At 72.8% G+C, this 19,763-nt stretch carries 19 protein-coding genes; 11 read left to right on the forward strand and 8 right to left on the reverse strand.

Annotation, left to right across the window (positions count from 1 at the left end; genetic code table 11):
* Window positions 1-167 precede the first annotated feature (167 nt).
* The 3 genes from ACFHW0_RS18635 to ACFHW0_RS18645 form a co-directional block, all read right to left on the reverse strand.
* Window positions 168-1,121, reverse strand: coding sequence for an N-acetylmuramic acid 6-phosphate etherase (locus ACFHW0_RS18635; protein WP_416609285.1), 954 nt, complete (start codon window positions 1,119-1,121; stop codon window positions 168-170).
* Window positions 1,118-2,032 (reverse strand): MurR/RpiR family transcriptional regulator, encoded by a 915-nt coding sequence (locus ACFHW0_RS18640; RefSeq protein ID WP_121399525.1) that lies wholly within the window; start codon window positions 2,030-2,032, stop codon window positions 1,118-1,120. Before ACFHW0_RS18640 ends, ACFHW0_RS18635 begins: the two co-directional genes overlap by 4 nt.
* A gap of 307 nt (window positions 2,033-2,339) precedes the next feature.
* Window positions 2,340-3,080, reverse strand: a complete 741-nt coding sequence (locus ACFHW0_RS18645; protein WP_416609287.1) for a dTMP kinase — start codon at window positions 3,078-3,080, stop codon at window positions 2,340-2,342.
* 101 nt (window positions 3,081-3,181) lie between these two features.
* Between ACFHW0_RS18645 and ACFHW0_RS18650 the strand changes: the two genes are divergently transcribed.
* The 5 genes from ACFHW0_RS18650 (at window position 3,182) to ACFHW0_RS18670 (ending at window position 5,665) form a co-directional block, all read left to right on the forward strand.
* Window positions 3,182-3,820 carry a nucleotidyltransferase gene (locus ACFHW0_RS18650; RefSeq protein ID WP_416609289.1) on the forward strand — a complete coding sequence of 213 codons (639 nt, stop codon included), beginning with the start codon at window positions 3,182-3,184 and terminating at the stop codon, window positions 3,818-3,820.
* On the forward strand, window positions 3,817-4,092 hold the full coding sequence (locus tag ACFHW0_RS18655) for a hypothetical protein (RefSeq protein ID WP_121399527.1): 276 nt from the start codon (window positions 3,817-3,819) through the stop codon (window positions 4,090-4,092). The genes ACFHW0_RS18650 and ACFHW0_RS18655 overlap by 4 nt, the downstream gene beginning before the upstream one ends.
* Window positions 4,093-4,101: 9 nt before the next feature.
* Window positions 4,102-4,878 carry a metallophosphoesterase family protein gene (locus tag ACFHW0_RS18660; RefSeq protein WP_416609291.1) on the forward strand — a complete coding sequence of 259 codons (777 nt, stop codon included), beginning with the start codon at window positions 4,102-4,104 and terminating at the stop codon, window positions 4,876-4,878.
* Complete coding sequence (locus ACFHW0_RS18665) at window positions 4,869-5,012, forward strand: GPGG-motif small membrane protein (RefSeq protein WP_165947907.1); 144 nt, start codon at window positions 4,869-4,871, stop codon at window positions 5,010-5,012. The genes ACFHW0_RS18660 and ACFHW0_RS18665 overlap by 10 nt, the downstream gene beginning before the upstream one ends.
* Window positions 5,013-5,170: 158 nt before the next feature.
* Complete coding sequence (locus tag ACFHW0_RS18670; RefSeq protein WP_416609294.1) at window positions 5,171-5,665, forward strand: TspO/MBR family protein; 495 nt, start codon at window positions 5,171-5,173, stop codon at window positions 5,663-5,665.
* Window positions 5,666-5,732: 67 nt separating this feature from the next.
* On the opposite strand, the gene ACFHW0_RS18675 is transcribed toward ACFHW0_RS18670, so the two are convergent.
* Window positions 5,733-6,509 carry a peptidoglycan DD-metalloendopeptidase family protein gene (locus tag ACFHW0_RS18675; RefSeq protein WP_416609296.1) on the reverse strand — a complete coding sequence of 259 codons (777 nt, stop codon included), beginning with the start codon at window positions 6,507-6,509 and terminating at the stop codon, window positions 5,733-5,735.
* A gap of 247 nt (window positions 6,510-6,756) precedes the next feature.
* On the opposite strand from ACFHW0_RS18675, the gene ACFHW0_RS18680 reads away from it, so the two are divergent.
* The 5 genes from ACFHW0_RS18680 to ACFHW0_RS18700 all read left to right on the forward strand — a co-directional run bounded on the left by ACFHW0_RS18680 (window position 6,757) and on the right by ACFHW0_RS18700 (window position 13,038).
* The gene (locus ACFHW0_RS18680) at window positions 6,757-8,097 is read left to right on the forward strand and encodes an ABC transporter substrate-binding protein (protein ID WP_416609297.1); all 1,341 of its coding nucleotides are present in this window, start codon (window positions 6,757-6,759) and stop codon (window positions 8,095-8,097) included.
* A 75-nt stretch (window positions 8,098-8,172) separates the two neighbouring features.
* Window positions 8,173-9,222 (forward strand): carbohydrate ABC transporter permease, encoded by a 1,050-nt coding sequence (locus ACFHW0_RS18685; RefSeq protein WP_416609299.1) that lies wholly within the window; start codon window positions 8,173-8,175, stop codon window positions 9,220-9,222.
* 1 nt (window position 9,223) lies between these two features.
* Entirely contained in the window at window positions 9,224-10,192 is a 969-nt protein-coding gene (locus tag ACFHW0_RS18690; protein ID WP_416609301.1) for a carbohydrate ABC transporter permease, read from the forward strand.
* A gap of 61 nt (window positions 10,193-10,253) precedes the next feature.
* Window positions 10,254-11,300, forward strand: a complete 1,047-nt coding sequence (locus ACFHW0_RS18695; protein WP_416609303.1) for a LacI family DNA-binding transcriptional regulator — start codon at window positions 10,254-10,256, stop codon at window positions 11,298-11,300.
* Between the two features lie 61 nt (window positions 11,301-11,361).
* The gene (locus ACFHW0_RS18700; RefSeq protein WP_416609391.1) at window positions 11,362-13,038 is read left to right on the forward strand and encodes a glycoside hydrolase family 13 protein; all 1,677 of its coding nucleotides are present in this window, start codon (window positions 11,362-11,364) and stop codon (window positions 13,036-13,038) included.
* Between the two features lie 48 nt (window positions 13,039-13,086).
* Here ACFHW0_RS18700 and ACFHW0_RS18705 read toward each other — a convergent pair whose 3' ends face one another.
* From ACFHW0_RS18705 to xylA, 4 genes are all read right to left on the reverse strand, one after another.
* Complete coding sequence (locus ACFHW0_RS18705) at window positions 13,087-14,511, reverse strand: MFS transporter (protein WP_416609305.1); 1,425 nt, start codon at window positions 14,509-14,511, stop codon at window positions 13,087-13,089.
* Between the two features lie 62 nt (window positions 14,512-14,573).
* Window positions 14,574-15,677 carry a DUF5925 domain-containing protein gene (locus ACFHW0_RS18710; protein WP_416609307.1) on the reverse strand — a complete coding sequence of 368 codons (1,104 nt, stop codon included), beginning with the start codon at window positions 15,675-15,677 and terminating at the stop codon, window positions 14,574-14,576.
* Between the two features lie 40 nt (window positions 15,678-15,717).
* Entirely contained in the window at window positions 15,718-17,169 is a 1,452-nt protein-coding gene (gene xylB / locus ACFHW0_RS18715; RefSeq protein ID WP_416609309.1) for a xylulokinase, read from the reverse strand.
* 10 nt (window positions 17,170-17,179) lie between these two features.
* Window positions 17,180-18,367, reverse strand: a complete 1,188-nt coding sequence (xylA, locus tag ACFHW0_RS18720; protein WP_416609311.1) for a xylose isomerase — start codon at window positions 18,365-18,367, stop codon at window positions 17,180-17,182.
* A 75-nt stretch (window positions 18,368-18,442) separates the two neighbouring features.
* On the opposite strand from xylA, the gene ACFHW0_RS18725 reads away from it, so the two are divergent.
* A complete protein-coding gene (locus tag ACFHW0_RS18725; RefSeq protein ID WP_416609313.1) occupies window positions 18,443-19,681 on the forward strand; it encodes an ROK family protein in 1,239 nt (412 codons plus the stop codon).
* Window positions 19,682-19,763: the final 82 nt, after the last annotated feature.

Consider the following 19,763-nt stretch of genomic DNA (forward strand, 5'->3'; position numbering starts at 1 on the left):
TGCTGCGATCCTGGTCACTGCGGAGTCACGCACGGGTGGACCGGTCGGTTCATCCACGCCCGTGCTAATACCCCACCCCCCGCTGAACAATCCGCGCCGCGGGCCCATGCCCGTACGTGACGGGGGTCGCAGGGCGGGTGGGCGGCGGGTGGCGGGGTGGGGTCGGCTCAGGAGGCGAGCAGGGCCAGGGCGCCGCGGACCTGGTCGGCGGAGCGGGCCAGGGCGGCCCGCGCGGCGGACACCTCCACCCCGGAGACGAGCGAGACCAGCGCCACCTTCATGTCGCCGTCGGCCTCGTGGAGGGCCCGCCGGCAGATCTCCTCCGAGCAGCCGGTCGCCTCGATCAGGATCGAGATCATCCGGCCCCGGAGCTTGGCGTTGGTGGCGACCATGTCGATCATGAGGTTCGAGTAGACCCGGCCCAGGCGGACCATCACGGCCGTGGAGAACGTGTTCAGCACCAGCTTCTGCGCGGTGCCCGCCTTCATCCGGGTCGACCCGGTGACGACCTCCGGCCCGGTGTCCACCCCGATGAAGACGTCCACCGACCGGGCGGCCTCAGCCTCCGGGTTGGCACAGAGCAGCATGGTCGAGGCCCCCTTGGCACTCGACGCGGCGAGCGCCCCCAGGACGTACGGTGTGCGTCCGCTGGCGGCGAGTCCGACCACCAGGTCCCCGGCCCGTACGCAGTCGGCGGCCTCCGCCGCGCCGCCCCGGTCGTCGTCCTCGGCGTCCTCGACCGCCCGCCACATGGCCTCGGGCCCGCCCGCGATGTGGGCGCAGAACCAGTGCCGGGGCGAGTTGAAGGTGGGCGCCAGTTCGGCGGCGTCGAGCACGCCGAGCCGGCCGGAGGTGCCGGCGCCGAAGTAGTGCACCCGGTGCCCGCCGCGCAGGGCGGTCACCGCCAGGTCCACCGTCGCGGCGATCTCGTCGAGGACGGCCGCGACGGCGCCGGGCACCCGCCGGTCCGCCTCGTTGATCACCGTGAGCACGTCCCGGGTCGACATGAGGTCGAGGTCCGCGCTGAGCGGGTTGCGCCGCTCCGTCGGCGCGCCGACCCGGATCACCGGACGGGCCGCCACCGGGGTCACCTCGTGGGGTTCCACCGCGCCCGCCGTCATGCCCGCCTCCGTCCCGGGCCGACCCGGTGTGACCGGACCGCCTCGGCTGTCGCTTCGAGGGCCTTCCTGGCCCGGGACCGGTTGCGCGCCGCCACCCCGACGAAGAGGCAGTCGACGACGGTGAGCTGGGCCAGCCGGCTCGCCATCGCGCCCGAGCGGTAGGTGGTCTCGCGGGCGGCCGTGGTGAGCACGAAGTCGGCCACCTCGGTGATCGGCGACCGGGGGAAGTTGGTGAGCGCCACCGTGGACGCTCCCCGGGCCCGCGCCTGCTCCAGCACCTCGATCACGTCGGAGGTGGTGCCGGTGTGCGAGATGCCGACCGCGACGTCGCCCCGCCCGAGCAGCGCGGCCGACGTCAGCGCGGTGTGCACGTCCGGGAAGTAGAAGGCGATGCGACCGATGCGGTGCAGCTTCTGCTGGAAGTCCGAGGCGACGAAGCCGCTGGCGCCCGCCCCGTAGACGTCGATCCTTCCGGCGCCCGCGATGGCTTCGACGACCTGTTCGCAGATCGCCGGGTCGAGCTGCTCGGCCGTCTCCTCGACGGCCCGCGCGTCGTTGAAGGCGATGGTCGCGATGATCTGGGCGAGGTCGGCCCCGGGTGGGATGTCGCCGCCGACGACCCGCGCGTCCGGCGGCTCGACCCGGCGGGCAGCCTCGGCGGCGAGCCGGATCCGCAGCTGGGGGTAGCCGTCCATGCCGACGGAGCGGCAGAAACGGATGACGGTCGCCTCGGATGTCTCGGCGGCGGTGGCGAGGTCGGTGATGGTCCGCCGCGCGGCGTCGGCCGGGTCGGCGACCACCAACCGGGCGACCCGCTGCTCAGCCGGCGACAACGACGGGAGCAGGCCGCTGATGTGGACGATCAGCCCACCCGGCTCGTGACTCGCAGAAATCTTCGGACTCTTCGCCACGGATGAAACTTACTTTCACGAGGCGTGAGCGTCAACCATGACTCCGCGTATTGAGGAAAGTACCGCCTGCCCGGACGCGCCGTTTCGGCCAGCGTGCCATCCGTACCGCCCAGCGTGCCATTCCCAGGCAGGCGGGCGCCTCCCCCGCCGGACCTGCGCGGAGAGGCCGTACGGTCGCCACCGGCCCGCGCGCCCCTCGTGCAGACGATGCCATCCCGCGGCCTCTCACGGTGCCCCGGCTGCCCGGCCGCGTCCCGGAAAGCCGGCCCGTGGGCCGTCGGCTCAGCCGGCTCGGCGGCCAGCCCGCTCAGGCGGTCAGCCGGCCGATCGCGACCGGCTCCGCGTCCGGCGGCGCGGGGACGACGGCGGGTCGGACGTCGCGCCCGTCGGCCGACCGGCCGTCGCGGCCGTCGGCGGGCGCCAGCCAGCCCGCCATGTGGGCCTGGATCTGCCGGGAGACCTCCTCCGGCGGGCGCCCGGCGTCCACCACGACGAAGGTCGGGTACTCCGGCAGGGTCCGGTACGCGGTGTCCGCGGCGGTCAGGTAGCGCATGCTCTCGTGGTCGGTGCCGCGTTGCTCGATCCGCCGGTACGCCTCGGCGGGATCGACGGTCAGCAGGAAGGTCACCTGCGGGCGCGGGAACATCCGGTAGCCGGCCCGGGCCAGCCGCTCCCAGCGCTGGCCCCCGTGCGCCCGGATGCTCGCGTACTGACAGGCGGAGTAGCGGTCCATCACCGCGACCCGGCCGGTCGCCAGGCAGCTCAGCAGGGCGACGGCGATCGCCAGCCAGCGGAGCACGGACTCCACCGCCAGCATGCCGCTGCGCCCGACGAGCCGCTGGGCGTCCGGGCGGCCGAGGCGGTGCGCGAGGCGGCCCAGCCAGCGCCGCCCGCCGGCGTTGCGGTGGTAGGTGGCGGGGCGGCCCGCCGCGGTGAGCGCGTCGGCGAGCCGGTGCGCCTGGGTGGTCTTGCCCGAGCCGTCGATGCCGATCAGGGCGACGGCGCGCAATCGGGCCCTGCCGCGCCGCGCCCCCGGTGATCTGGACACTCTGCACAGGCTATCCGACCCACGCTCGCGTACCCGGAGATTTGTGCCGTGTCCTCCCGGTTGACCCCGACCGTGCCACCTGCCAGGTGTGGCCCGCCGGGATGCCGGGTACCGGAGTTGGATCAGCCGCCCACCACCATCGACGGGAGACGCCAATGGCAGAGCGCGGGGACGAGAGCCTGGTGCACACGTTGAAGAAGGTCGCCGCCGTGCTCAAGCAGGAAGAGATTCCCTTCGCGCTCGGGGGCAGCTTCGCGGTGTACGCCCACGGCGGTCACTCCAGCGAGCACGACGTCGACTTCCTGATCCGCGAGGTCGACGTGGAACGCTCCCTGGAGGCGCTGGTCGCGGCGGGCTTCACCGCCGAGCGGCCGCCCGAGGACTGGCTGGTCAAGGTCTTCGACGACGGCCGCATGGTGGACCTGATCCACCGGCCGATCGAGACGCCGGTGACCGAGGAGACGTTCGCCGACACGGTCGTCCGGCCGGTCGACGCGATCCACATGCCGGTGCTCTCGGCCACCCAGCTCATGGTGCACAAACTGCTGAGCTTCTCGCAGCACTACTGCGACTTCGCCCGGGGTCTGCCGCTGGCCCGTTCCCTGCGGGAGCAGATCGACTGGGAACGGGTACGCAAGGAGACGCAGCACTCCCCGTACGCGGAGGCGTTCCTGGTGCTGCTGGACCGGCTGGAGGTGGTGCCGCACTCCGGCACCGGCGAGGGAGAGGGGAAACCGTGACCGAGCACCGCGACGTCGCCACCGGACCGCCCGACGAGTACGTCGAGGCGGAGATCCACCGGCTGCTGACCGAGGACCCGGACGTGGCCGAGCAGGGGATCACCGTGGTCCGCCGGGAGCGCGGCCTCGTGCTCTACGGCGAGGTCGAGAGCCCGCACCGGCGGGAGGAGATCCTGCGCCGGGTGGCCGAACGCTTCCCCGACGTGCCGGTCACCAGTGACATCGGGGTGATCCGCGCGCAGGCGCCCACGGAGATCGAGCAACTGCCCTGAGGAGGTTCCATGGTGATCCGGATCGCCGCCGTGGGCGACGTGCATCTGGACGAGGACGTGGTCGGCCGGTTCCGGCCGGCACTGGACGAGCTGCCCGAGCACGCCGACGTGCTGCTGCTCGCCGGCGACCTGACCCGGCACGGGACCGAGTCGGAGGCCCGGTGCGTGGCCACCGAGTTCGGCGGGCTCGGCGTGCCGGTGGTGACCGTGCTGGGCAACCACGACCACCAGTGCGACCAGGTGCCGCAGGTGGTCAAGGTGCTCGAGGACGCCGGGATCACCGTGCTGGAGGGCGACGGCGTCGTGCTGGACTGCGCCGGCGGCCGGCTGGGCGTGGCCGGGGTGAAGGGGTTCGGCGGGGGGTTCGCCGGCCGCTGCGCCAGCGACTTCGGCGAGCCGGAGATGAAGGCCTTCGTCCGGACCACCACGGAGAGCGCCGACGCCCTCGCCGCCGCCCTGCGGGGGCTGGAGTGCGACGTGCTGGTGGCGCTCACCCACTACTCGCCGGTGCCGGACACCCTCGCCGGTGAGCCGTTGGAGATCTACCCGTTCCTGGGCTCGTACCAGCTCGGTCAGGCGATCGACTCGGCACCGACCGCGCTGGCCCTGCACGGGCACGCGCACGCCGGCTCCGAGCGGGGCACCACGCCCGGCGGGGTACGCGTCCGCAACGTCGCCCACCCCGTGATCAAGCAGGCGTACAGCGTCTTCCACCTGGGCGAGCACCTCGATCAGGCACAGGTTTCCGGCATCGGCGGCTCGGGTATTCAGCAATCATGGAGCTGATTCTCTGGATTCTCGCAGTCGTACTCGTGGTCGCCGGCATCCTCGCGCTGTTCCGGCGGCAGATCCTGTGGGGCGTCGTCCTCATCGTGGTCGGCCTGCTCGTCGGGCCGGGTGGTGTGAGCATCTTCAATTGACGAGGCGGCTACAGGCCGCCGTTCAGGACCCACCGGGGTCGTCGTGACCGGAACTCCGTCCTCCCGACAGGAGCCTCCGGCCATGACGACCCCGGTGTCGTGCCGTCCGGAGAGGGACCGTGGGTTTACAGTCCACCTCCGGCGGCAATATCTCGACCATGGAGATGTCTAGGAGCGCTGAACGGGCCGGCGGCGCCCGGCAGTGGTGGACACTGCTCGGCTTCGGGGCGGCGGTGTTCGTCGCGGCGGCGATCGGCGGGCTCGGCGTGCAGGGCACCTCAACCGAGTACGCGAGCCTCGAACAGCCCGCCTGGGCTCCCCCGTCCTGGCTCTTCGGACCGGTCTGGAGCCTCCTCTACGCGATGATCGCGGTGGCCGGCTGGCTGGTCTGGCGGCGGGTGGGCTTCGGCCCGGCCCTCTGGGCGTGGACCGCCCAGCTGGTGCTCAACGCCGTCTGGACGCCGCTCTTCTTCGGCGCCGGCCGCTACGGGCTGGCGTTCGTCGAGATCCTGCTGATGTGGGTGGCGATCGGCGTGACGGTCGCGCTCTTCCGCAAGGTGTCCCGCCCGGCGACACTGCTGATGCTGCCCTACTGGGCGTGGGTCACCTTCGCGGCCGCCCTGAACTTCGCCATCTGGCGCCTGAACAGCTGAGCCGGGGCGGCGGAGGACACGACGACGGAATGGGGCCCCGGCGCGCAGCCGGGGCCCCGTCGCCCGCTCAGCAGCGGGGCACGCCGGGGATGTAGCCGTCGGAGCCGGTGTAGACGTACGCGTCGGCGATGAAGCGGCCGGAGCCGATCCGGTCCCAGATCGTGCTGGTGCCGTAGGTGCCGGTGACGCTGGTGCCGCTGGTCTGGCACTGGATGGTCACCCGGGTGCCGTCGGCGACGGTGCCCACCGCGGCGTAGCCGGTGCCCGGGCCGGAGCGGACGGTCAGCGCCGTGCCGCTGGTGTTGACCGTGCCGGATCCGGCGCTGCTGCCGCAGCCGTTGTCGCTGGTGTAGTTCCTGGTGCCCCAGTAGAGGGCGAGCGCGCCGTTGAACCGCACCTGGATGTCGGCGCCGTTGAGCCGCTGCTCGTAGTGCAGGTGCGGGCCGGTCGAGCCGCCGGTGCTGCCGACCCAGCCGATCACCTTGCCGTAGCCGACGCTCTGGCCAACGGAGACGTTGAAGCCGTTGAGGTGGGCGTAGTAGGTGTGGTAGCCGCCCGCGTGGCTGATCCGGACGTACTTTCCGTAACTGGTTCCGCCGAGATCGGTCACCCGGTCGACCGTGCCGGGGGCGCTCGCCACCACCGGGTCACCGAGGTCGTCGGTGCGGTTGAAGTCGACCGAATACGCCGGGCTGTGGTTGGTCCGGGTCTGCCCGGACCAGGACTGCCCACACGGGAACGGGACCTTGAACGTGGGAGCGGCCATCGCCGGGGCCGCCGGGACCACCAGCGCGCCCACGGCCAGCAGACCGGCCGCCAGCAGGCCCAACCACCGCTTGCCCATCCAGCACCTCCTATGTCGAAATCCTTCGATCACCTGCCCTCAGCGTGTCAGAAAATGACATCGATGGAAAGGGGTCGAATTCCCGTGTGGGAGCGTGCCCAACAGGGGGCCTACGGGTTTCCGGATTGTTACTTGCTCGTGTCCGGATAGGGGTGGACCAGGCCAGATGCAAGCGCTTACATGTGGTGACGCCCATCGGACCGGCGCGGGTTCGATCCCTGACGCGCCGGCAAGGAAGGAGAACGGCATGGCGTTTGCCAGATCACGCCAGGCTCTCGCGATCGCCGGCGTGCTGGGGCTGGCGCTGAGCGCCACCGCCTGCGGCACCGGCAGCGACAAGAAGAGCGACACCGCGGGCTCCGCGGAGTGCGCCGCATATGAGAAGTACGGCGACAACGACGGCAAGAAGGTCACGATCTACTCGTCGATCCGGGACATCGAGGCCGACCGCCTCGCGGAGTCCTGGAAGCAGTTCGAGGACTGCACCGGCATCGAGATCGACCACGAGGGCAGCGGCGAGTTCGAGGCTCAGCTCAACGTCCGGGTCGACGGTGGCAACGCCCCCGACCTCGCGTTCATCCCGCAGCCGGGTCTGCTCAAGCGCTTCGTCGACTCGGGCAAGCTCAAGCCGGTCGGCGCCGACACCAAGAAGATGGCCGAGGAGAACTACCCGGCCGACTGGCTGAAGTACAGCACCGTCAACGGCCAGTTCTACGGCGCCCCGCTCGGCTCCAACGTGAAGTCCTTCGTGTGGTACTCGCCGAAGACCTTCAAGGAGAAGGGCTGGACGGTCCCGACCAGCTGGGACGAGCTGATCAAGCTCAGCGACCAGATCGCGGCCAGCGGCACCAAGCCGTGGTGCGCCGGCATCGAGTCGGGTGAGGCCACCGGTTGGCCGGCCACCGACTGGATCGAGGACCTGATGCTGCGGACGCAGACCCCCGAGGTCTACGACCAGTGGACCACCCACGGCATCCCGTTCAACGACCCGAAGGTCGCCGAGGCCCTCGACAAGGCCGGCACCATCCTCAAGAACGAGAAGTACGTCAACGGCGGCTTCGGCGGCGTGAAGAGCATCGCCACCACCTCCTTCCAGGAGGCCGGCGTGCCGATCACCACCGGCAAGTGCGCGCTGCACCGCCAGGCGTCCTTCTACGCCAACCAGTGGCCGCAGGGCACCAAGGTGGCCGAGGACGGCGACGTCTTCGCGTTCTACTTCCCGGCGATCGACGCCAGCAAGGGCAAGCCGGTGCTGGGTGGCGGCGAGTTCGTCGCGGCCTTCGCCGACCGGCCCGAGGTCCAGGCCGTGCAGACCTACCTCGCCTCGGGTGAGTACACCAACAGCCGCGCCAAGATCGGCGACTGGGTGTCGGCGAACAACAAGCTCGACCTGGCCAACGTCGCCAACCCCATCGACAAGCTCTCCGTCCAGATCCTCCAGGACAAGTCCACCGTCTTCCGCTTCGACGGCTCGGACCTGATGCCGGCGGCCGTCGGCTCCGGGACGTTCTGGAAGGGCATGGTCCAGTGGATCAACGGCAAGGACACCGCCACCGTGCTCCAGGGCATCGAGAGCAGCTGGAAGTGATCTGACCCGGGGGGACCGGTCCGCTGGCGCGGGTCGGTCCCCCCGGTTCGTCACCGAACCCTTGAAGGAGGGTCGATGGAGTTCGACTTCATCGAGGAGAAGGACAAGTTCATCATGCTGGGGTGGGGGCTGTTCGCCTTCGTCCTGGTGGTGGGTGGCCTGCTCCTGCTCCTCGACGTGGTGCCGTCCTGGTTCGCCCGCCGCCGGGAGGCGCAGATCGTCGCCGCGTACGCGAGCGGCGCCCCGCTCCCCCGTCGGCGCAAGCCGCGGGAGGGCATGTTCGCGCTCTTCTTCCTGATGCCGACGCTGCTGCTGCTCACCGTCGGGCTGATCGTCCCGGCCATCCGCACCACGCTGCTGTCGTTCATGGACGGCAACAGCAACGAGTGGGTCGGGCTGCGCAACTACGGCTGGATGTTCTCCGAGGACTCCATCGTCCGGGTGTTGATCAACACCCTGGTGTGGGTGCTCCTCGTCCCGCTGGTGGCCACCTCGTTCGGGCTGCTCTACGCCGTGATGGTGGACAAGGCCCGGTTCGAGGCCGTGGCCAAGTCGCTGATCTTCATGCCGATGGCGATCTCCTTCGTCGGCGCGAGCATCATCTGGAAGTTCGTCTACGCGTACCGGGGCGACGGGCAGGAGCAGATCGGTCTGCTCAACCAGATCGTCGTGAGCCTCGGTGGCGAGCCGAAGCAGTGGCTGCTGGACTCGCCGCTGAACACGCTGCTGCTGATCGTGATCATGATCTGGATCCAGGCGGGCTTCGCCATGGTGGTGCTCTCGGCCGCGATCAAGGCGATCCCCGCCGACATCGTGGAGGCGGCCCGCCTCGACGGGGTCAGCCCGTGGCAGATGTTCTGGCAGATCACCATGCCCAGCATCCGCCCGGCGCTGATCGTGGTCGTGGTGACGCTGTCGATCGCCACGCTCAAGGTCTTCGACATCGTCCGGACGTCCACCAACGGCAACTACGAGACCAGCGTCATCGCGAACGAGATGTACAACCAGGCGTTCCGGTACGGCGAGAACGGGCAGGGCTCGGCGCTGGCGGTGTTCCTGTTCATCCTGGTGATCCCGATCGTGATCTACCAGATCCGCAACATCCGTCAGCAGCGGGAGGGCTGAGATGACCACCGCGACGCCCACCGTCGCCGCCGGCACACAGAAGACCGACGGCCGCTCGACCAGCACCGCCGGACGGGTCCGCAAGCGGCTGAACAGCCGCACCGCGACCCTCGTCTCGATCGTCATCGCGTTGGTCTGGACCATCCCCACCTTCGGCCTGTTCATCTCCTCGTTCCGGCCGGAGGACCAGATCAAGTCCAGCGGGTGGTGGACCTTCTTCACCAACCCGTCGTTCACCTTCGAGAACTACCAGGAGGTGCTGTTCGGGGGCTCCTCGTCGTCCCCGCAGCTCGCCAGCTACTTCATCAACTCGCTGGCGATCACCATCCCGTCGGTGCTCTTCCCGCTCGCCTTCGCGGCCCTGGCCGCGTACGCGCTGGCCTGGATCAACTTCCGGGGCCGGGACTGGATGTACATCGCGATCTTCGCGTTGCAGATCGTGCCGCTGCAGATGGCCCTGGTGCCGCTGCTGAAGTTCTTCTCCACCGGGGTCACCGTCGCCGGGGTCACCGTCATGCCGGCCTGGGACCTGGTCGACGAACAGAAGTTCGCGCAGGTGTGGTTCGCGCACACCTGCTTCGCGCTGCCGTTCGCCGTCTTCCTGCTGCACAACTTCATCTCGCAGCTCCCGGGCGACCTGATGGAGGCCGCCCGGGTCGACGGGGCCACCCACCCGAAGATCTTCCGCAGCATCGTGCTGCCGCTGATCACCCCGGCGCTGGCCGCGTTCGGCATCTTCCAGTTCCTCTGGGTCTGGAACGACCTGCTGGTCGCGCTGATCTTCGCCGGGGGCGGCGACGAGACCGCCCCGCTCACCGTCCGGCTGGCCGAGATGGCCGGCACCCGGGGCAACGAGTGGCAGCGGCTCACCGCCGGCGCGTTCATCTCGATCGTCGTACCGCTGATCGTCTTCCTGTCCCTCCAGCGCTACTTCGTGCGCGGCCTGCTCGCTGGCAGCGTCAAGGGCTGAGGGGTCTCCGCCGCCGCCGGTGTCACCGGCGGCGGCGGAGACGGGCGGAGCGGGGGATAGCGTGACGAAGATCGATGATGTCGCACGCCTGGCCGGGGTCAGCACCGCCACCGTGTCCCGGGCGTTGCGCGGGCTGCCGACCGTCTCGGCCGCGACCCGGCGCCGGGTGCTCGCGGCGGCCGAGCAACTGGAGTACGCCGTCTCGCCGAGCGCCTCGCGGCTGGCCGGCGGGCGCACCGGCACGGTCGCCGTCGTGGTCCCCCGCATCACCCGGTGGTTCTTCGGCACCGTCGTCGAGGCGGTCGAGGACATCCTCCAGCAGGCCGGCTACGACCTGCTGCTCTACAACCTCGGCGGGCGGGAACAGGTCCGTCAGCGGGTGCTGCGCACCGCCAACCTGCACAAGCGCGTCGACGCGATCATGCTGGTCGCCACGCCCCTGCGGCCCGCCGACCTGACCGCCCTGACGAAGCTGAAGCTACCCGGGGTGACCATCAGCTCCGGCACGGTGGTGCCCGGCTGGCCCTGCGTACGCATCGACGACGTGGGTGTCGCGCGGACCGCCACCCGGCACCTGCTCGACCTGGGGCACCGGCGGATCGCCCACATCTCCGGCGACCCGGACGACGAACTGGCCTACACCACCCACCTCGACCGGCGGCGCGGCTACCGGCAGGCACTGCGCGACGCCGGGATGGTCCCCGATCCCGGCCTCGACGTGGAGTCGCAGTTCACCATCAGCGGCGGTACGCGGGCCACCGAGGAACTGCTCCGGCGCGGCGACCCGCCGACGGCGATCTTCGCGGCCTGCGACGAGATGGCGATGGGGGCGATGACCGCGCTGCGCGATGCCAACCTGCGGGTGCCGCAGGACGTCAGCGTGATCGGTGTCGACGACCACGACCTGGCCAGCGTCCTCGGGCTGAGCACGATCGCCCAGCCGGCGGCGGAGCAGGGCCGGCTCGCCACGCGGATCCTGCTCGACCCGCTGCACGGCCGGGCCCTGCCGCCGGGGAGCAACCCCTATCTCGACACGCCGGGGTCACCGGTGATCCTGCCCACTCGGCTGATCGTGCGTGAATCGACAGCACCACCCCGGGCACACTAACGGGAAAACCGCCGACGCCCGGCAGCATCCGACCGTCCGGCTCGACACACGGGAGAAGGCCCTGAACAGCAACCCGACGCACCAGGACACGCCCGCCGGCCCGGCCACCGGTTGGTGGACCAGGGCCACCATCTACCAGGTCTATCCGCGCTCCTTCGCCGACTCCGACGGCGACGGGATCGGTGACCTGCCCGGCATCACCGCCCGCCTGGACCACCTCGTGGAACTGGGCGTGGACGCGCTCTGGCTGTCGCCGTTCTACCCCTCCCCGCAGGCCGACGCCGGGTACGACGTGGCCGACTACCGCGACGTGGACCCGCTCTTCGGCACCCTCGCCGACGCCGACCGGTTGATCACCGAGGCGCACTCGCGCGGGCTGCGGGTCATCGTCGACCTGGTGCCCAACCACACGTCGTCGGCACACCGGTGGTTCGCCGCGGCGCTCGCCGCCGCCCCCGGCAGCCCGGAGCGCGACCGCTACATCTTCCGCGACGGCCGGGGGCCGGACGGCGCGCAGCCCCCGAACGACTGGCAGAGCGTCTTCGGCGGGCCGGCCTGGACCCGCGTCACCGAGGCCGACGGCCGCCCCGGCCAGTGGTACCTGCACCTGTTCGACTCCGGTCAGCCCGACCTCAACTGGGACAACCCCGAGGTCCGCGAGGAGTTCCTGGAGGTGCTCCGGTTCTGGCTGGACCGCGGCGTCGACGGCTTCCGCGTCGACGTGGCGCACGGCCTGATCAAGCAGGCCGACCTGGCCGACTGGCAGGAGCCGCAGGAGATCCTCTCCGGTCAGGAGATCGACAAGCCGCGCCCGCCGATGTGGGACCAGGAGGGCGTGCACGAGATCTACCGGGACTGGCGGCGCGTACTGGACGGCTACCCGGACGAGCGGATCCTGGTCGCCGAGGCGTGGGTCGAGCCGGCCGAGCGGCTGGCCCGCTACGTCCGCCCGGACGAGATGCACCAGGCGTTCAACTTCGAGTACCTGCTGGCCGCGTGGACCGCCCCGGCCCAGTACGCCGTGATCACCCGCTCGCTGGAGGCCACCGACTCCGTCGGCGCCCCGACCACCTGGGTGCTGTCCAACCACGACGTGGTCCGGCACGCCTCCCGGTTGGGGCTGCCGATCACCGGCAAACGGCCCAACGGCATCGGCATCGGCGACCCGCAGCCGGACACCGCGCTCGGCCTGCGCCGGGCCCGGGCGGCCACGCTGCTGATGCTCGCCCTGCCCGGCTCGGCCTACCTCTACCAGGGCGAGGAGCTGGGCCTGCCGGAGCACACCACGATGCCCGACGAGGCCCGGCAGGACCCGACCTGGGCGCGCAGCGGGCACACCGAGCGGGGTCGGGACGGCTGTCGGGTGCCGATCCCGTGGGAGGCCGACGCCCCGTCGTACGGCTTCGGGCCGACCGACGCGAGCTGGCTGCCCCAGCCGTCGCTCTGGGCGGAGTACGCCCTGGACCGGCAGCGCGACACGCCCGGCTCGACGTACGAGCTGTACCGGACGGCCCTGCGGCTGCGCCGCGAGCACCGACTCGGCGAGGGCACCCTGGAGTGGCTCGCCTCCGGCGACGAGGTGCTCTCGTTCCGCAACGGCGCGCTGACCGTACTGGCCAACTTCGGCGACGCCGCCGTGCCGCTGCCCGCCGGGTCCGAGCTGGTGCACGCCAGCGCCCCGCTGGACGCCGACGGCGCCGTGCCCACCGACGTGACCGTCTGGGTCCGCCCCGCCTGACGCGGCAGGGGTCCCTCGGCGGCGCCGCGCCTGCCGAGGGGCCCCTTCCTACAGGCGCTCGGCGCGGTCGTGCAGCAGGTCCCGGACGTCGGCGATGTCACCCGGCGAGGTCCGCGAGGCCAGCCAGTACATGACGCCCGTCGGGATGAAGAAGAGCTGGAAGGCCGCCAGCCCGACGGCGTAGTTCAGCGGCGGCGGGAAGGCCGCCCGCAGGCCGTGGAAGGCCACCCCGACCAGCCCGTTGCCGGCCGCCCGGCCGACGCCGTTGACCAGGTTGCCGAGGCTGTAGACGGTGCCCCGGTGCTCGGGCGGGTTGACGTCGGCGATGAGGGCGAACCAGTTCGGCGAGTTGGCCGAGGTGAGCGCCAGCGCCACCACGGCGGTGAGCAGGCTCAGCCCGACCGTCGGCTCGGTGAACACGCTGCCCAGCACCGCCCGCACCACCGAACCGGCGCCGGCGCCGTCCGGCACGTCGATGCGGACCGGCACGAAGAAGAGCACCAGGTAGAACGGCAGCGCCGCGAGGATGCCGACCGCCGCCACCAGCGCCCGGCCCCGGGGCGTACGCCGTTGCAGCGCGTCGCCGACCAGCCCGCCCACGATGGAGAGCACCCCGCCGAGCTGGAACAGCGTGGCGAAGACGCTGCCCACGATGACGGCGGTGGCGGCGGAGTAGCCCTGGTCCTCGGCCCGCTCGGCGAAGAGCACCGGCAGCCAGACCAGCGACCCGAAGGCCGCCTGGGCGGTGAGCCCCTGGAGGATCAGCCAGCGGTTCGTCCGCCGGCTGAGGATCCTCGGCAGGTCCGCCCGGCTGATCCGGTAGTCGTAATCGGCGCCGGTGGCGAGCGCGTCGGCCAGTTCCGGCTCGCTCTGCCCGCGCCGGATGTCGTAGGTGAACAGGTAGGCGAGGGTCGCCGCGATGCCGACCACGGTCAGCAGCAGGAACGGCCGTCGCCAGTCGGCCGCCCCGAGCAGCCCGCCGACCAGCGTGCCGGCCAGCGTGCCGACGCCCTGGGACAGCCCCCAGAAGCTCATCACCAGCCCCCGGCGGCGGGGCGAGATCAGGTCGGTGACGACCGAGAAGCCGACCGACCCGACCGCGCCCAGCCCGACCGCCGCCAGGATCTGCGCGGCCAGGAAGGCGGGATAGTTCACCGCGACCGCGCTGCCGCCCGTGCCGAGCGCCCAGATCAGGGTGCCGACCATCAGCAGCGGCTTGCGGTTCGCGCGGTCGCCCACGTACGCCCAGCCCACCGCCGCCACCGCGCTGGCCAGGAAGCTCACGGCGGTGACCAGGCCGAGCAGCCGCTGCGGCACGTCGAAGGCGGTGGAGATGGGCCCGTACAGCGGGGGCACCAGACCGATCGCCACGTTGTCCAGCGAGGCGAGCAGCACGAAGACCACGACGCTGTAGAACCGGTGCCCGGGCGTCCCGCCCCGGGCCCGCGCCGGCCCGCCCCTGGTCAAGGTCATGTGCGGCAGCCAACCAGGATCAGGTCACGAGCGGGTGACGACGCGCGGGCTCGCCGGGGCGCTCAGAGGTAGCCGCCGATCGCGGGCGGGGCGGCGGGCGTGGCCGGCGTGCCCGCCCGCAGCGCGTACAGCTCGGCGAGGGTGGCGCCCTGGGGCGGCACCCCCGCCGCCGTGCCCAGCCACCCGGTCGCCTCCTCGTACGACAGCGGGCCCACCTCGATCCGGGCCAGGCAGCGCCCCGGGCGGACCACCGCCGGGTGCAGCCGGGACAGGTCCTCGTTCGTGGTGATCGCGACCAGCACGTCGCGCCCCTGCCCGAGCAGCCCGTCGGTCAGGTTGAGCAGCCGGGACAGGGCCTGCCCGGCGGCCTGCTTCGCCTCGCCCCGGATCAGCTCGTCGCAGTCCTCCAGGATGAGCAGCCGCCACCGGCGGCCCGTCCCCTGCTCACCGTCCTCGTCCCCGACCGCCACCTCGGACAGGTACGCCGTGTCCGCGAAGAGCACGTCCGGGTCGAGCACGGCGTCGACCTGGCACCAGTCGTGCCACTGGCGGGCGAGGGCGCGCAGCGCGGTGGTCTTTCCCGTCCCGGGCGCCCCGTGCAGCAGCACCAGCCGGCCGGAGAGGCGCTCCGGGGTGGTCGCCATCAGCTCGTCGAGCGCGCCGCGGGCCGCAGCGGCGTAGTTCGGCCGGATCGCCGACCACTCCGGCGCGGCGATGGCGCGTACGTCGCGCTGGCTGCCCCGCCGGGGGTTCTGGTGCCAGAAGCCGATCCGGCCGGCGCCCGGATCCTCCGGTTCGGCGGCACCGTCGACGATCCGGTCGAGGGTCGAGCGGCCCACCTCCTCGGAGACCGCCGTGACCGTCACCTCCGCGCCGCGCCCCTTCCAGGTGACCACCCGGGCCGTCCAGCCGTCGCCGGCCAGCAGGCGGGATTTCTGCCGGTTCTCCACCGCCGTGCGCAGCAGCCGCCCGTCCGGGGCGGTCAGCGGCGCGTCGGGGCGCACCCGGGAGAGCCGGACGGTGTGCGACCACGGGTGCCGGCCGGTGACGAAGTCCGCCAGGACGAGCGCGTCGATGACGTCGCAGGGGGTGTCCGCGTCGTCGTACTGGAGCATCGAGGGAATGCCGGTGCCGGGCGCCTCGTCCGCTTCGGGGGTGGTTCGCATCCGTCGATGATCGCGAGCCGGAGCGCGCCCGTACAGTCGTTTACCCCACCACGGCGTCGACCCGGTCGAGGAAGTGCCCGCGGGCGGCGGCGTACCGCTCCCGGATGGCGGGGACCGGGGCGGCGGCGTACTCCTCGGTGCCGTGGACGGACCAGGTGGGGGGCGCCGCGCCGCCCAGGGCGACCCAGGCGGCCTGGCGCGCGGCGCCGTCGGCGACGTACTCGCCGGGCGGCGGGACGACCACCGGCACCCCGAGGACCTGCGGCGCGATCCGCCGTACGGCCGCCGAGCGGGCGCCGCCGCCGACCAGGATCACCCGGCGCACCGTGGCGCCCTGGGAGGTGAGCGCGTCGAGGCCGTCGGCGAGGGCGCAGAGCAGCCCCTCGACGGCGGCGCGCGCCAGGTGGGGCGCCGTCGAGGTGCGCAGGGTCAGCCCGTGCACGGCCCCGGACGCCAGCGGCCGGTCGGGCGTCCGCTCACCCTCCAGGTAGGGCACCATGACCAGCCCGTCCGCGCCGGCGGGGGCGGAGAGCGCCAGGGCGGCCAACTCGTCCAGGTCGACCCGGAGCATCGACGCGGCGGCGTCGAGCACGCGGGCCGCGTTGAGCGTGCAGACCAGGGGCAGGAAGCGGCCGGTGGCGTCGGCGAAGCCGGCGACCGTGCCGCTCGGGTCGGCGGCCGGGGTGTCGGCGACGCTGAACACGGTGCCGGAGGTGCCGATCGAGACGACCACGTCGCCCGGGCCCGCGCCGACGCCGAGCGCGGCGGCGGCGTTGTCCCCGCTGCCGGGGCCGAGCACCGCCCCGCCGGCGGGCAGGCCCCGCAGGGCGTCGGGGCGTACGGCGCCGGCCGGCTCCGCCGGGCCGAGCACGGTCGGCACGTGCGGCCGCCGGCCGAACGCCCGCTCCAGCAGGTCGAGGCGGTAGTCGCCGGTGGCCGGGGACCAGTAGCCGGTGCCGCTGGCGTCGCCCCGGTCGGTGCGCAGCGCCGCCAGTCCCGGCGCGCCGGCCAGCCGCCAGGTCAGCCAGTCATGCGGCAGGCAGACCGCCGCCACCCGGGCCGCGCGCTCCGGCTCGTGCCGGGCCAGCCAGCGCAGCTTCGTGGCGGTGAAGCTGGCGACCGGCACGCTGCCCACCGCCTCCGCCCAGAAACGGCGGCCGGTCTCCCCGCCGCCGGCCTCCTCCACCAGCTCGGCGGCGGCCCCGGCGGAGCGGGTGTCGTTCCACAGCAGCGCGGGCCGGACCACGTCGCCCGCCTCGTCGAGGCAGACCATGCCGTGCTGCTGGCCGGCGACGGAGACCGCCGCCACGTCGGCCAGCCCGCCGGCCGCGTCGACCGCCGCGCCCAGCGCGGCCCACCACGCCGCCGGGTCGACCTCGGTGCCGTCCGGGTGCGGCGCCCGGCCCTGCCGGAGCAGGGCGCCCGTCTCCGCGTCCCGGACGACCACCTTGCAGGACTGGGTCGAGGAGTCGACCCCCGCGACGATCGGCATCGCCGCGGCCTCAGCGGGCGCCGAGCAGGTGCTCGACGGCGAGCTGGTTGAGCCGGACGAAGCCGAAGCCCTTCGCGGCAGCGGTGTCGACGTCGAACTCCTCGAACGCGGAACGGTCGGCGAGCAGGTCGGCGTAGCCCTCTCCCGGTGCCAGCGTCGGCGTGCCCAGGTCGGCCACCCGGCTCGCGGCCAGCGCCTCGGCGACCTCCGGGTCCGCCCGGAACGCCGCCGCCCGCTCCTTGAGCAGGAGGTAGGTGCGCATGTTCGCCTCCGCCGACGCCCAGACGCCGGTCATGTCCTCGGTGCGCGAGGGCTTGTAGTCGAAGTGCCGGGGGCCGTCGTAGGCGGGCACCCCGCCGGGGCCGCCGTGCTCGAGCAGGTCGACCAGGGCGAACGCGTTCAGCAGGTCGCCGTGGCCGAAGACGAGGTCCTGGTCGTACTTGACGCCGCGCTGGCCGTTGAGGTCGATGTGGAACAGCTTGCCCTGCCAGAGCGCCTGGGCGATGCCGTGGGCGAAGTTCAGGCCGGCCATCTGCTCGTGCCCCACCTCCGGGTTGAGCCCGACCAGCTCGGGGCGGGCCAGGGTGGAGATGAAGGCCAGGGCGTGCCCGACGGTGGGCAGGAGGATGTCGCCGCGCGGCTCGTTCGGCTTGGGCTCGATGGCGAAGCGCAGGTCGTAGCCGGAGTCGACGACGTACTGGCAGAGCAGGTCGACGGCCTCCCGGTAGCGGTCCAGCGCGGCCCGGACATCCTTGGCGAGGTCGTACTCGGCGCCCTCCCGGCCGCCCCACATCACGAAGGTGCGGGCACCGAGCTCCGCGGCGAGGTCGACGTTGCGCAGCACCTTGCGCAGCGCGTACCGCCGGACGTCGCGGTCGTTGCTGGTGAAGCCGCCGTCCTTGAAGACCGGGTGGGTGAAGAGGTTGGTGGTCACCATCGGGACCACCAGGCCGGTCTCGTCGAGCGCCTTGCGGAAGCGGGCCACGTGCCGGTCGCGATCGGCGGCGTCCGCGCCGAAGGGCACCAGGTCGTCGTCGTGGAACGTGATCCCGTACGCCCCCAGCTCGGCGAGCCGGTGCACCGCCTCGACCGGGTCCAGCTCGGGACGGGTGGCGTCGCCGAACGGGTCGCGGGCCTGCCAGCCCACCGTCCAGAGGCCGAAGGAGAACTTGTCGGCGGGGGTGGGACGGGGTGCCATGGCAGACCTCCGAGGTGTCGTCCGCTATTTGTTCAGTGGTTGAATTATTTGGTCGGCCTGTGGCAGTGTCAAGGGGTGACCCGCCCCGACGCCCCGCCCGGACCGGTGCGGCAGGGCAGCCTGCGCGAGTGGAACCTCGCCGTGGTGCTCGGCCGGATCGCCGCCGCCGACCGCCCGCCCTCCCGGGCCGAGCTGGCCGCCGGCACCGGCCTCACCAGGGCCACCGTCTCGGCCGTGGTGGAGGACCTGCGCGCCGGCCGGTTGGTCGCCGAGTCGGAGCCGACGCCCCGGACCGGCGCGGGACGGCCCTCGCGGGGCCTGGTGCTCGCCACGGACGGCCCGGCCGGGCTCGGCCTGGAGGTCAACGTCGACTACCTGGCCGCCTGCGTGGTCGACCTCGCCGGCCGGGTCCGCCACCACACCGTGCACCGCGCCGACCTGCGGCCCGTCTCCCCCGCCGAGGCGCTCGCCCGGCTGGCCGACCTGGCCGCCCACGCCCGCGCCGACGCCACCCGCGAGGGGCTCACCCTGGTCGGCGCGGCCCTCGCGGTGCCCGGCCTGGTCGACGACGCCGGCCTGGTCCGGCTCGCGCCGAACCTCGGCTGGCGCGACGTGCCCGTCCCCGCGCTGCTCGGCGGGGGTACCCCGCTGACCGCGCACGTCGACGGCGTACCGCCACTGGTGGTCGACAACGAGGCCAACCTCGCCGCGCTGGCCGAGTTGCACGCCGGGCCGACCGGCCGGGCCAGCTTCCTGCACATCTCCGGCGAGGTCGGCATCGGCGCCGGAATCGTGCTCGACGGATCCCTGTACCGGGGCGCGCGCGGCTGGAGCGGGGAGATCGGTCACCTCCCGATCCGGCCCGACGGACCGCCCTGCCGGTGCGGCGGGCGCGGCTGCCTGGAGACGTACACCGGGCAGGAGGCGATCCTCGCCGCGGCCGGCCTCGCCGGCGCGGACCTTCCGGCGGACACCGCGACGACCCGGCTGGCCGAGCTGGCCGGGGCCGGCGACCCCGGCGCGCTGCGGGCCCTGGCCGGGGCCGGAACCGCCCTGGGGGTCGCCGTCGCCGGCGTGGTGAACCTGCTGGACCTGGACACCGTGGTGCTCGGCGGCGGGTACGCCCCGCTGGCGCCGTGGCTGCGCCCGCCGGTGCTCACCGAGATCTCCCGGCGGGTGCTCACCGCCGCGTGGTCCCCGGTCACCGTCCGCCCGGCGGCCCTCGGCGCCGCCGCCGCGGCCGTCGGCGGGGCCGGTTCGGTGGTACGCCGGATCCTGGCTCGCCCGGCCGGCTGGCTGGCCCGCCCGGCCTGAGCCGGGATTCCACCGATGGCCGCGCAACTGCGCCTCGGTACGCTTGCCCCGAGGCAACGACCCCCATCCGAGGAGTGCACGA

It is taken from the genome of Micromonospora sp. LOL_025 (genome assembly GCF_048060285.1).
GTDB lineage: Bacteria > Actinomycetota > Actinomycetes > Mycobacteriales > Micromonosporaceae > Micromonospora.

What these genes read in the sequence shown, in the direction of transcription:
- ACFHW0_RS18635 (WP_416609285.1), bottom strand. Translation starts at nt 1,121, where the DNA reads ATGACGGCGGGCGCGGTGGAACCCCACGAGGTGACCCCGGTGGCGGCC.
- ACFHW0_RS18650 (WP_416609289.1), top strand. Translation starts at nt 3,182, where the DNA reads ATGCCGGGTACCGGAGTTGGATCAGCCGCCCACCACCATCGACGGGAG.
- ACFHW0_RS18660 (WP_416609291.1), top strand. Translation starts at nt 4,102, where the DNA reads ATGGTGATCCGGATCGCCGCCGTGGGCGACGTGCATCTGGACGAGGAC.
- ACFHW0_RS18665 (WP_165947907.1), top strand. Translation starts at nt 4,869, where the DNA reads ATGGAGCTGATTCTCTGGATTCTCGCAGTCGTACTCGTGGTCGCCGGC.
- ACFHW0_RS18670 (WP_416609294.1), top strand. Translation starts at nt 5,171, where the DNA reads ATGGAGATGTCTAGGAGCGCTGAACGGGCCGGCGGCGCCCGGCAGTGG.
- ACFHW0_RS18675 (WP_416609296.1), bottom strand. Translation starts at nt 6,509, where the DNA reads ATGGGCAAGCGGTGGTTGGGCCTGCTGGCGGCCGGTCTGCTGGCCGTG.
- ACFHW0_RS18680 (WP_416609297.1), top strand. Translation starts at nt 6,757, where the DNA reads ATGGCGTTTGCCAGATCACGCCAGGCTCTCGCGATCGCCGGCGTGCTG.
- ACFHW0_RS18685 (WP_416609299.1), top strand. Translation starts at nt 8,173, where the DNA reads ATGGAGTTCGACTTCATCGAGGAGAAGGACAAGTTCATCATGCTGGGG.
- ACFHW0_RS18690 (WP_416609301.1), top strand. Translation starts at nt 9,224, where the DNA reads ATGACCACCGCGACGCCCACCGTCGCCGCCGGCACACAGAAGACCGAC.
- ACFHW0_RS18705 (WP_416609305.1), bottom strand. Translation starts at nt 14,511, where the DNA reads ATGACCTTGACCAGGGGCGGGCCGGCGCGGGCCCGGGGCGGGACGCCC.
- ACFHW0_RS18710 (WP_416609307.1), bottom strand. Translation starts at nt 15,677, where the DNA reads ATGCGAACCACCCCCGAAGCGGACGAGGCGCCCGGCACCGGCATTCCC.
- xylB (WP_416609309.1), bottom strand. Translation starts at nt 17,169, where the DNA reads ATGCCGATCGTCGCGGGGGTCGACTCCTCGACCCAGTCCTGCAAGGTG.
- xylA (WP_416609311.1), bottom strand. Translation starts at nt 18,367, where the DNA reads ATGGCACCCCGTCCCACCCCCGCCGACAAGTTCTCCTTCGGCCTCTGG.